Annotated in this window: 15 protein-coding genes; 11 read left to right on the plus strand and 4 right to left on the minus strand. The window is 34.3% G+C overall.

Going from position 1 to position 10,816, the window contains the following annotated elements:
* A partial coding sequence (locus D4N35_RS17085) for an ATP-binding protein (RefSeq protein ID WP_164876417.1) occupies positions 1–592 on the minus strand: 592 nt, incomplete at its 3' end.
* Positions 592–2,109, minus strand: coding sequence for an IS21 family transposase (gene istA / locus D4N35_RS17090; RefSeq protein WP_057989006.1), 1,518 nt, complete (start codon positions 2,107–2,109; stop codon positions 592–594). The genes istA and D4N35_RS17085, both read right to left, overlap by 1 nt.
* Before the next feature lie 164 nt (positions 2,110–2,273).
* Here istA and D4N35_RS17095 point away from each other — a divergent pair, with 164 nt between their 5' ends.
* The 10 genes from D4N35_RS17095 to arsC all read left to right on the plus strand — a co-directional run bounded on the left by D4N35_RS17095 (position 2,274) and on the right by arsC (position 8,787).
* Entirely contained in the window at positions 2,274–2,468 is a 195-nt protein-coding gene (locus tag D4N35_RS17095; RefSeq protein ID WP_120075850.1) for a hypothetical protein, read from the plus strand.
* Between the two features lie 32 nt (positions 2,469–2,500).
* Complete coding sequence (locus D4N35_RS17100; protein ID WP_120075851.1) at positions 2,501–2,692, plus strand: hypothetical protein; 192 nt, start codon at positions 2,501–2,503, stop codon at positions 2,690–2,692.
* A 109-nt stretch (positions 2,693–2,801) separates the two neighbouring features.
* Entirely contained in the window at positions 2,802–3,005 is a 204-nt protein-coding gene (locus D4N35_RS17105) for a DUF3173 domain-containing protein (protein WP_120075868.1), read from the plus strand.
* Entirely contained in the window at positions 2,998–4,245 is a 1,248-nt protein-coding gene (locus tag D4N35_RS17110; RefSeq protein ID WP_120075853.1) for a tyrosine-type recombinase/integrase, read from the plus strand. The genes D4N35_RS17105 and D4N35_RS17110 overlap by 8 nt, the downstream gene beginning before the upstream one ends.
* Positions 4,246–4,687: 442 nt before the next feature.
* Positions 4,688–4,972 carry an ArsR/SmtB family transcription factor gene (locus D4N35_RS17115; RefSeq protein ID WP_208646320.1) on the plus strand — a complete coding sequence of 95 codons (285 nt, stop codon included), beginning with the start codon at positions 4,688–4,690 and terminating at the stop codon, positions 4,970–4,972.
* A gap of 78 nt (positions 4,973–5,050) precedes the next feature.
* Entirely contained in the window at positions 5,051–6,100 is a 1,050-nt protein-coding gene (locus tag D4N35_RS17120; protein ID WP_120075855.1) for a flavin-containing monooxygenase, read from the plus strand.
* Positions 6,101–6,233: 133 nt separating this feature from the next.
* On the plus strand, positions 6,234–6,539 hold the full coding sequence (arsR, locus tag D4N35_RS17125; RefSeq protein WP_128205421.1) for an arsenical resistance operon transcriptional regulator ArsR: 306 nt from the start codon (positions 6,234–6,236) through the stop codon (positions 6,537–6,539).
* 59 nt (positions 6,540–6,598) lie between these two features.
* Positions 6,599–7,036, plus strand: a complete 438-nt coding sequence (locus tag D4N35_RS17130; protein WP_120075858.1) for an ArsI/CadI family heavy metal resistance metalloenzyme — start codon at positions 6,599–6,601, stop codon at positions 7,034–7,036.
* Between the two features lie 38 nt (positions 7,037–7,074).
* A complete protein-coding gene (locus D4N35_RS17135) occupies positions 7,075–8,370 on the plus strand; it encodes an arsenic transporter (protein ID WP_120075860.1) in 1,296 nt (431 codons plus the stop codon).
* 15 nt (positions 8,371–8,385) lie between these two features.
* Positions 8,386–8,787, plus strand: coding sequence for an arsenate reductase (thioredoxin) (gene arsC, locus D4N35_RS17140; protein ID WP_120075861.1), 402 nt, complete (start codon positions 8,386–8,388; stop codon positions 8,785–8,787).
* A gap of 260 nt (positions 8,788–9,047) precedes the next feature.
* On the opposite strand, the gene D4N35_RS17145 is transcribed toward arsC, so the two are convergent.
* Positions 9,048–9,449 carry a hypothetical protein gene (locus D4N35_RS17145; RefSeq protein WP_120075863.1) on the minus strand — a complete coding sequence of 134 codons (402 nt, stop codon included), beginning with the start codon at positions 9,447–9,449 and terminating at the stop codon, positions 9,048–9,050.
* 4 nt (positions 9,450–9,453) lie between these two features.
* Complete coding sequence (locus D4N35_RS17150) at positions 9,454–10,041, minus strand: TetR/AcrR family transcriptional regulator (RefSeq protein WP_120075864.1); 588 nt, start codon at positions 10,039–10,041, stop codon at positions 9,454–9,456.
* Positions 10,042–10,352: 311 nt separating this feature from the next.
* Between D4N35_RS17150 and D4N35_RS17155 the strand changes: the two genes are divergently transcribed.
* Positions 10,353–10,709: a MerR family transcriptional regulator gene (locus D4N35_RS17155; RefSeq protein WP_268920385.1), complete on the plus strand. Its 357-nt coding sequence runs from the start codon at positions 10,353–10,355 to the stop codon at positions 10,707–10,709.
* Positions 10,710–10,816: the final 107 nt, after the last annotated feature.

Raw genomic sequence — 10,816 nt, forward strand, 5'->3', positions numbered from 1 at the left:
CAATTACACAAAACTTTTTACATTCTCTAATGCTCCGTTTTTCATAACACATAGATATCACTTGAAACAGTAGTTCTGCACCTTGCTTATGCAATGGAATATAGCCTAGCTCATCTAATATTAATAGATCAAGCTTATCTATTCTGTTAAACAGCCTGGTCAACGTACCTTTTTCATTCGCTTCCAACAGCTCATTTGCCAATGAAGCAACGGTATAGAACTTCACTCGCTTGCCATACTTCTGTATGGCATTGATTCCTATGAGCGTAGAGAGGTAGGTTTTACCTGCACCTACTCCACCATAAAAAATCATATTTTCCTTTGCCTCGATAAATTCTCCTTCTAATACCGATTCTTGACTTAACCCCTGACCCAATTGAATATCTGTCCAATCAAAAGGATTGCCAGACACGTTCGGCAGCGTTGCCGTTTTGAATAATAGGTTTATCTTACGCTCCTCACGCTGCTTCACTTCCTTTTCAAAAAGTGTTAATAAGTATTGTTGAGGATCTTCTATGTTCACCGTATGGAAATTCTCACGAATCCAGCTGAGTTTTAATCGCTTTGCGTACTCCTGAATCATTTCATGCATTATGCCTGCCTCCTTTTAGAGGAAAAGAAGACATCATATTTCTTAATCCCTCGCTCAGCGACTGGCATGACTGGGATGCTAGGCTTCATCTCCAACGTATCACGATAACCCCGCCCGTGAATAAGTTGATGGAAAACCTGTTTGATTGATTCGGAAGATGGATGGATCCTTTTAGAAGCTATCTCCAACGCTTCTGTTGCCTTTTCTAAACTATGTTCTTTCAGTAATGTTGATAATAGTTTGAGAGCTTCTTTCTTCTCCTCAACGGTGCATTCATTTAAATAGCTTCGCCAGCGTTCCGGTAATTGGCCATAGAACGTCGTATATTTCAAAGCTGTTGGCCTTGTGGCCATAAGAGATAGGTAGGGTTGCCATACCATTGATTTTGATGCATTTCCGTAGATTCGGTTATGTCTTACAATTTTTTCGTATCTATCCGAAAGGATAGTAACTTGATCATATGTGATTGCCACCAAGACTTTTTGTTTTGCGTAACGTGGGGAAGTGGAGTATTTTTTTGTATCCACTTGGACAAACCCATATTTATCAGCTTTCAAAGTTTCATAGCGTACACAACTATACTCCTTGGCCGGTAAGTGTAAAAATGCATGCTTATCTTCTTCGAATAATTTACTGATTTCTTCCTTTTTCTCATAATGTTGGCGATGACGATCTTTTTCAGCTTCTCCCCACAACTTGGTATTGAATTCGTCTAATTGAAATACTCTTCGTTCTGGTAAAAAGAAATTATTACGAACATACTTAACCATTGCTTCCACATGACCTTTTTCATTCCCTGAACCTGGATTACAAAATTCATATTCGAAACCGTAGTGTAAGACAAACCTTTCAAATCCCTCCGTCAGTTCACGTCTTCCATGAGGAAGAATCTTTTTCACCGCAGGTGATAAGTTATCAAAACGAACTCTTCTAGGTACACCCCCAAGGTGATGAAAGAATCGTTTCATGCCTTCCAAGAAACAGTCTTGATTCTGGGACTCAAACACCTGAACCAGAAATGCATTACTGTACGGGAAAGACATAACCAGATACGGAAGTTCTATGACTTCTCCCTCTACCTTAAACGGTGCCTCCCCAAAGTCTACCTGGGCATCCCCTGGACTTGCTTCTAACGGAAGAGCTGCCTCATCGTTTGCTTCCATCTCTTCAAGTAATTCTATTTTCCGCTTAGAGACATATGCTCTCACCGTTCGGTCTGAACCTTTAAATCCACACTCTTCCTTTAATAACTCCCAAATACGCTTCGCAGTTCTCCGATATTTCTTTTTCTTCTTCAAATCTTCCCTCAACCACTGATCCACAATCTCTTTCACCGGATCCATAACCGGAGAGGGTTGAGGTTTCCTTCCTTTCAATTCAGGTTGGAATTCATCTAGATCCGCATATTTCTGTACGGTTCTTGGGTCTCTATTTGTTCTTCTCGCAACCTCTGCATATGTATGCCCTTTTCCGTTCACTTGTTGTCTGATATAATTAATTTCAGTCACTTCTAACACTCCTAATCTACCTCCTGCCAGAATAATGGTCCAACAGGAAGTGTAGTTAATTATTGAGTTGTTAGCAAGTGGCTTTTTCTTTTATGCATAGCCCTATAGGCCATGCATAAAAGAAGTGCCATAACCTACATTTTTAGTTTGCCATAAACAGTTCAGATATTACAATGTGGGAAAATGGAAAATATATAAAAGTTGTTGTTTATGATAAAGAAGAAGATGATGAAAAAGAAATAACTCATTATAGATTAAAAGATGATGAATTAGTGAATATAAACGGTCATCCAGACATTGACTTTGATTCTATAGAGGAACAAGAGCCCGATTATATAGAAGAAAAAGGAAAAATAATTAAGCAGTAATTAATTAGATAAAATTAAGAGGAGGTAATAATATGAGTAAAGAAGTGACTAATGAGCAGATTTTACAAGCTATTACTGAATTATCAAAAGAAGTAAGAGATGTAAAACAAGAGGTAAAGAAAAATGCTGATAAAATTGACAAGTTAGATGCTAAGGTAACCGTATTATCAGAGGGGTTACTAGACACTCAAGCGGAAGTAAAAATTCTTAAAAATGCAAAATGATTAATTGCAATGAAAAGCAATGTTATAAATTAAATATTTGATTTGTTAGAGCAGATAATTTATCTGCTCTTTTTTTGTGTCAAAAAAATAAGGAGGAATTGTTTTGCTAATGAATAAAACTGTTTCGAAAAAAGAATTGCAAGATATGGGTTTTCTACCATATCAAGCAGTAGATATTATTAGACAAGCTAAACATTATATGGTAGAAAAAGGTTATTCGTACTATAATAATAAAAGATTAGGACGAGTGCCTTGTCATGCTGTTGAAAATATTATAGGAGTGTCTCTGGAAAAAGGGGATACGAATGGCTAAAACAAAATACCCGGGAGTATATCAAGACGAAAAGGGAGTTTTCTTTTATCATATTGAACTTGGCGTTGACAAGGTCACGGGGAAAAGGATTCAAAAGAAGAGTAGAAAAGATAGTAATGGCAAAAGATTTAGTTCAGCAAGAGCGGCTTATAAGGAAGTAACTAGAATAAAAAACGAATACCTTATGCAAAATGGCTATGCCAACTATCGGCTTACATTTGGTGAATTTATGAACTCATTCTATTTGCCACATTATCAATCTAGTGTAGAAGAAAGCACATGGGAAACTAGAAAACATGTTTTGTGGGAAATTCGTGATAGATTTTTCGATAAAGAACTTAGAGAAATTGGCGTGAGAGATTGTGAATCTTATAGAACTTGGCTTTTAAGTGAAAGTGGTCATTCGCAAAATTATGCTGGATTGATTTATGGAGCATTTAGACAAGCTATGGAATATGCTGTGACTTTGCAGTATTTAAAAGAGAATGTCTCGAAAAAAACAAAATCAATTCCAAAAGGCAGAAGTCTTGTTGAATATTGGACAAAAGAACAATTTGAAAAGGTTATTTCGGTAATTTATACGAATAATTTTTATGAGCACATGTGTTTCGTTGCTATTTGGCTTTACTATATGACGGGAGTACGTATAAGTGAAGGATTAGCGCTCCGTTGGGATGATGTGGATTTTAAAAAGAAAAAACTGCGAATCCATCATACTTTACAGATGAAGTCTTTAAAAGATTTTAAGAGAAAACCTTATACTAAAACAGTAGATGGAATGAGAACCATTTCTTTGGATGATGATACTTTAAAAGTATTACAAAATTGGAAGTTGGTTCAATCAGAGTATGGGATAGATGATTTTATAATAAGCTATACAGGATTGCCTGTTTATAGGTCAACGATTCCTAGAATTATAAAACGGTATGCAAAAGTTGCTAAAGTTCCCCAGATACAGGGAAAAGGATTGAGACATTCTCATGTTAGCTACCTAATTAATGAATTTAATGCAGATATTCTTGTTGTTTCACAAAGATTAGGTCATAGTTCACCAGAAATTACTTTAAAGCATTATGCACATTTATGGAGTAGAAATGATGAATTGATTGCAGAAAAAATGGCAGGGAATATAAAGATTCTTCCTGCCAAGGAAACAATGATTGATTTTAATGGAAATCAGAATATTGAGGGGAGTTTAATTCCCTACCAGAATCCTACCAAAGGGATGAAAAAGCCTTAGGAAGGCTGTTATATCAACGTTTCTGATAGTGAAAATACAATTGAGTGGGAATAAGAGGCTAACTTGATTTGGTGAGAGAACGCTGATTTAACAGCATTTGACCTAATCTAAAACGGACAAATTGATTAAAAATAATATGGTTCCCTGCCAAAAACCCTGCCAAGAAAAAATTTTGGCAGGGAATTTTGTTTTTACACTGAATTTTGGCAGGGAATATTTTTAGGTATCTTACGAAGTAAAAACAATACAGTTTTTGTAATATAAATTCACATCCACAAAATTTTCCTCAACATTGGGTTAACTTATAATTTATTTCAAGCATTAGATAGGTAATAAATATTATATTTTTTTTGGGGATTGACACAAGAAATGGGATGGCTTATTATAGACAATAACGTATCGTAAAAATACGATGTGTAAATGAACAAAAGGAGTTCGACTTTTGATTAATGAAGAAATCATGCGCTTCTTAAAAGCGTTGGCTAGTGAAAAGAGACAGGAAATCATATTTTTATTTTTAAACAGAAATGAAGTAACCGTGAATCAAGTGTCTGAATTAGTTGGTATTGGTCAATCAACGGCTTCTGAGCAATTAGCAATTTTAAAAAAGGCAGGGCTCCTTTCTTCTCGGAAGGAAGGGAAAGAAGTTTTTTACTCGACAGATAGAAATAAAATCATGGAGTTATTACAGCACTTAAATCAAATACTGACGGATTGTTGTAAGTGAACATGTAGGAATCCTATATGTTCATAATTTATTCGATTACATATCGTTAAACAACGATATGAAGAGGGAGAGTATAAAATGAAAAATCAATTTGATTGTATTGTTATTGGTGGAGGGCAGGCGGGATTAGCTTCTGGTTACCACTTGCAAAAAGAAGGCATAACATATTTGATTTTAGAAGCGGAAGAACAAGCAGTTGGTTCATGGCCAAAATACTATGATAGTTTAACCTTATTCTCGCCAGCACGTTATTCATCACTTCCTGATTTACAGATTTCTGGAGATTTGAATCGTTATCCAACTAAAGATGAGGTTATTTACTACTTGAATCAATATGCAGAGCGATTTAGATTGAACATTAGGACAAAACAGAGGGTATTGGATATTCAGAAAAAAAGTGATTTATTTAAAATTAACACAGCTGATGGGAACATTTATTATTCAAAGGCGGTTATTTCAGCTACTGGGGCTTTTAATACCCCGAGTATTCCTCAAATAGAAGGAAGCGAATTGTTCAAAGGTAAAATATTGCACTCCAGTCAATACAAAAATGTAGAAGAATTTAAAAATCAAAGGGTGATAGTTGTCGGAGCAGGGAATTCTGCTATACAAATTGCCTACGAATTAGCAAATTTTTCAAACGTTACACTCGCAACCAGGAAACCAATTAACTATGTTCCCCAAAGAATATTAGGTAAAGACCTTCATTTCTGGCTTAAAGTAACAGGAATTGACAACTTTCCTTTAGGAAAGAAGTTTGCCTCGAGTAGCTCTGTATTAGATACAGGGATTTATAAGGAGGCGATTTTAAATAATATGCCAGAAAGGAAAGATATGTTTATCCGTTTTACAGAAGAGGGGATTACATGGAAAGATGGGTCAAATGAGAAAGTGGATTCTGTTATCTATGCAACAGGTTACCTTCATAATGTGAGTTATTTAACATCCCTAAAGAGAGCGGTAGAATCAAATGGCGTCCCGTTACACAAAGGAGGAATAAGCATCACAACACCTGGATTATACTTTGTAGGTATTTCTGGGCAGCGTTCATTTTCTTCAGCTTCCATTCGGGGGGTAGGAAGAGATGCAAAATATGTGGTAAGACACATTAAAGAACATATAATTTAAAAGTCCTCTTAAAAGTGACTTTTTCCATAATAAATCAAAAAAAATTGATTTATTGATTGCATAAACATAATTTTATCGAGTATACTTTATATATCAAAAAAAATTGATGAAAGGGAAAATGAGAATGACTGCAATGAAAGCTCAGTTTCAAGAATATGAAAAAAAATTTAAAGCTTTAGCTGACCAGAAGCGTTTAGAACTAATGTATGAGCTTTGTCAAAGAGGAAAAACATGTGTATGTGATTTAACAGAGGTATTTGAAATGCCCCAATCAAAGCTTTCCTATCACTTAAAGATTTTGTTGGATGCAGGATTAATTATTAAAGAAACAAAAGGTACGTGGAGTTATTACGATTTAAATGATACGGAAGTAAACAAAATATTATCAGAAGAATTATGCTGCATTTTTAGGAAAACAGGAAAAGGAAGTTGCTGCTAATTTTTTTGTAACATACATCAATTTTTTTTGATTTACTAAAAAATTAAGGAGGAATTACAATGAAATACGTTCACGTGGGAATTAATGTAACAAATTTAGAGAAATCCATTGAGTTTTACCAAAAAGTATTTGGTGTATCGCCTGTGAAGGTAAAAGATGATTATGCAAAATTCTTGTTGGAAAGCCCTGGACTCAACTTTACTCTTAATGTACGCGATGAAGTGAGTGGAAATCAGGTGAATCATTTTGGATTTCAAGTAGAAACAGCAGAAGAAATTACAGCTCAAAAGGAACGGTTAGAAAAAGAAGGATTTTTTGCCCGTGATGAAATGAATACAACTTGTTGCTATGCGGTACAAGATAAATTTTGGGTAACGGACCCAGATGGAAACGAGTGGGAATTCTTTTATACAAAAGCAGACAGCGAGGTCCATAAAATTGAAAATACAGCTTGTTGCACAACTTCTAAGGAAGAGAAAACAAATTCTTGCTGCTAAGAGGTGATTAATTCTTTTTGAATAATGGAGGTTAGACAGTGACGACCGTAATATTGGCATCAGTAATTTTTTTAGCAACACTCATCTTAGTTATCTGGCAGCCTAAGGGCTTGAACATCGGGTGGTCCGCATGTGGTGGAGCACTCCTTGCCCTTTTGGTCGGCGTTGTCGGATTCAGTGATGTCTTAAAGGTCATAGACATTACATGGAATGCGACGTTATCTTTTGTAGCCATTATCCTTATTTCATTAATATTAGATGAGATTGGACTATTTGAATGGGCAGCATTACATATGGCACGGATAGCAAAAGGAAATGGAATAAAAATGTTTATCTATATGAGTATTTTAGGTGCTATTGTTGCTGCTTTATTTGCTAATGATGGGGCAGCTCTTATACTTACACCAATTGTGCTTGCAATGGTTAGGAACTTAAAATTTAAAGAACAAATGATATTTCCCTTTATTATGGCAAGTGGATTTATCGCTGATACGACATCATTGCCGTTCATTGTAAGTAACCTAGTAAATATAGTTTCCGCAGACTTTTTTAATATTGGATTTGTCGAATATGCTTCACGAATGATAATTCCAAATTTATTTTCATTAATTGCAACTATTTCAGTGTTATTAATTTATTTTAGAAAAAGTATTCCGAGAAAATACGATTTGTCCAAATTAAAGAATCCAAAAGAAGCAATCAAGGATTTGAAAATGTTTAATTTATCATGGTATGTCCTTGCTTTATTATTAATTGGTTATTTTACAAGTGAATTTATTAATATCCCAGTTTCCATTATTGCGGGAGCAATCGCTATATTTTTTATTGCAATGGCAAGAGGCAGTTCTGTTGTTGATACGAAAGTAGTTATAAAGAGTGCTCCGTGGAATATAGTAATTTTTTCAATTGGAATGTATGTAATTGTCTATGGATTAGGAAATGCAGGACTCACATCTGTACTAGCTAGTGTTATTCAAACGTTGGCAGAACAAGGGTTATTTGTAACTACGATTGTAATGGGATTCATTGCTGCCTTCTTATCGTCAATTATGAATAATATGCCAACGGTAATGATTGATGCTTTAGCAATTGCTGAAACAAATACTTCTGGTGTGCTAAGGGAAGCTCTTGTATATGCTAATGTGGTCGGGTCGGATTTAGGTCCAAAAATCACACCAATTGGTTCATTAGCAACATTAGTTTGGCTACATGTATTATCCCAAAAAGGTGTTAAAATTTCATGGGGTACTTATTTTAAAACTGGGATTGTTTTAACTATTCCTATTCTATTCATCACATTATTAGGTCTATATGTTACCTTATTACTTTACTAGAAGGAGAAATATGTCATGTCTAAAAAGTCAATCTACTTCTTATGCACCGGAAACTCTTGCAGAAGCCAAATGGCAGAGGGTTGGGCAAAGAAATATTTAGGTGATGAGTGGAACGTTTACAGTGCTGGAATTGAAACACATGGATTAAACCCGAATGCTGTAAAGGCCATGCAGGAAGCTGATGTTGATATTTCCAGTCAAACATCAGATATGATTAATCCTGAAATCTTACATAATGCAGATTTGGTGGTTACATTATGTGGAGATGCTGCTGATAAATGCCCAATCACACCACCACATGTTAAACGCGAACACTGGGGATTTGATGATCCAGCCGGAAAAGAGTGGTCTGAATTTCAGCGTGTGCGTGACGAAATTCGTGAACGGATTAAGCAATTTGGTGAAACAGGGAAATAAAAATCCCCTTGCCATATACTAGTTACGATGGCTTATCTTAAACAAAATACTTCAACAATTTTGAAGAGAGAATTCCTATTTAACAGCATTTGTCCTACTCAAAAATGAAGAAAATGTATTAAAAATAATATTGTTCCCTACCAAAAACCCTACCAAGAAAAAATTTTGGTAGGGAATTTTGTTTTTTCATTGAATTTTGGTAGGGATGTTTTTTGCCAACAATTCTCTAATATTTGGATTTACATGCAATTATTAAGAAGCTATTGAAGAGCCTTCTTACCTAGCCTGTTTTTAGAGCTTTCTATCCTTAAGCCTATTACCCAAAATAACACCAATAGATAGTTTTCTATGGCTCCAATCAAACTGATAGTCTTACTTCCATCCTCAATAAATCCTAGAAGGTGATTGGTGCCAAAACCTAATCCTCCAACTATCAGTGATATTACGACAATCCTTAAAAAGTAATAGTCGTATTTCAAATTTACTCCTATTAGAATGGGCAGGATTGCTAAGTTCCAAAACCCAATTTCTCTTTGCCATCCCGTTGCGATACCATATTCTGAATTAGCACCCGTGATTTCTGGAAAAAACAATTGCATTATGGCGGCTCCAGTCATGGCAACAATTAAAATGATAAACATAACACGAAGTAATTTATTCATATAGTTAATCCTTTCTAATACTTCTATTCGTAATTATTGAAGCAAGTTCTCTGTATGCTTCATCAAAGTTAATAATTTCATGGCTATCAGATATGGAATGCAATAGTATCGAAACAAGCCCTTGAAAAACAGATTTACTAACAATTAAATCATCTGTAATGGACTGATAAACTTTTTCCCATATCAGTTGTTTTTGAGAATAAATTTGATTTTTGCCTTCCAGTGAAAGCTTATTTAGCATGGAATTAAACTCTTTTCCAGTGATTTTAATAATCCATGGATATTCTTTTACTACATTCTTCAAATAAAGCAATAGGTCAAAAAGAAACACGGAGCTAGAAGGGCTTGATAGTTTAATTCGCTCGATTTGTTTTTCTATTACTATGAGAATTTCCATAACTACTTCAAGAAATAGTTCCTCCTTATTATCGAAGAAAAAGTAAAACGTACCTTTCGCAATATTAGCTTTCTTTACTAAGTTATCAACACTAACTTTAGAAGTTTCTTCATCATTAATTAAGTGATTTTTGTACTCGTCTAGTATTGTTTTTCTAATTTTTTCTCTATCTGAATCACTGAATTTCTTTGGCATAACTTCTCCTTTAATGACTGTTTTTTTTATTTGGTCATTTAAAAGGTAACATAAAACCAACAATTATACAATTTTAATGACCGATTTATAAATTAAGTCATTATGTTGAATGGATAAAGGAGGGAAACTATTGTTTTTACACTGAATTTTGGTAGGGAAACTTTTGAACTAAATTAGGTAAGAGTTAGACATGATTAATTAATTATCTAATTGACATCGGTTTTTATTTGTAGTTGCAGTCGATGCTTATAATTTTACTTGACTCTAACGTAGCGTAATACCTTAGTCTTGAAATATGGAGGTGAATTACACTGTTTACAACCGGGGACGTTTGCAAAAGAACTGGACTTACTGAACGCTCTATACGATACTATTCTAATTTGGATTTATTAAAAGCAAGGAAGAATGCCAACGGCCAGTTAGTTTTATCCAAATTAGATTTAGAAAAAATTATACAAATACTCGCTGCGAAGATTACAGGTTATAAACTTAAAGATTTAAAAGACCGACAACCTTCATTAGGATTAATTAAAAAGGACTTAACACAAATAATTGCTGACTTAGAAAATATATTATTTCATTTAGACCTAACTGACTCAGAGGAAAATCTTATTGAAAATATAAAGTTGCTCCAAAATTATAATGTTAAATATTTGCTAAAAAGGTGATTAAAATGGGTATAAATTATAAGGTAATCGATACAGTGGAACAATACGAAGAATTACTCTACTAGGAATCTATAATCATATGTATATGGTAATCTAAAAATGAACCA

Origin of the sequence: Siminovitchia fortis (assembly GCF_003605365.2) — a bacterium.
Lineage (GTDB): Bacteria > Bacillota > Bacilli > Bacillales > Bacillaceae_C > Siminovitchia > Siminovitchia fortis.

Excerpts from the sequence above, each read along its gene's own strand:
- D4N35_RS17110 (WP_120075853.1), top strand. The coding sequence starts at position 2,998 with ATGGCTAAAACAAAATACCCGGGAGTATATCAAGACGAAAAGGGAGTT.
- arsC (WP_120075861.1), top strand. The coding sequence starts at position 8,386 with ATGTCTAAAAAGTCAATCTACTTCTTATGCACCGGAAACTCTTGCAGA.
- D4N35_RS17150 (WP_120075864.1), bottom strand. The coding sequence starts at position 10,041 with ATGCCAAAGAAATTCAGTGATTCAGATAGAGAAAAAATTAGAAAAACA.
- D4N35_RS17100 (WP_120075851.1), top strand. The coding sequence starts at position 2,501 with ATGAGTAAAGAAGTGACTAATGAGCAGATTTTACAAGCTATTACTGAA.
- D4N35_RS17145 (WP_120075863.1), bottom strand. The coding sequence starts at position 9,449 with ATGAATAAATTACTTCGTGTTATGTTTATCATTTTAATTGTTGCCATG.
- D4N35_RS17130 (WP_120075858.1), top strand. The coding sequence starts at position 6,599 with ATGAAATACGTTCACGTGGGAATTAATGTAACAAATTTAGAGAAATCC.
- D4N35_RS17095 (WP_120075850.1), top strand. The coding sequence starts at position 2,274 with ATGTGGGAAAATGGAAAATATATAAAAGTTGTTGTTTATGATAAAGAA.
- D4N35_RS17120 (WP_120075855.1), top strand. The coding sequence starts at position 5,051 with ATGAAAAATCAATTTGATTGTATTGTTATTGGTGGAGGGCAGGCGGGA.
- arsR (WP_128205421.1), top strand. The coding sequence starts at position 6,234 with ATGAAAGCTCAGTTTCAAGAATATGAAAAAAAATTTAAAGCTTTAGCT.
- D4N35_RS17105 (WP_120075868.1), top strand. The coding sequence starts at position 2,802 with ATGAATAAAACTGTTTCGAAAAAAGAATTGCAAGATATGGGTTTTCTA.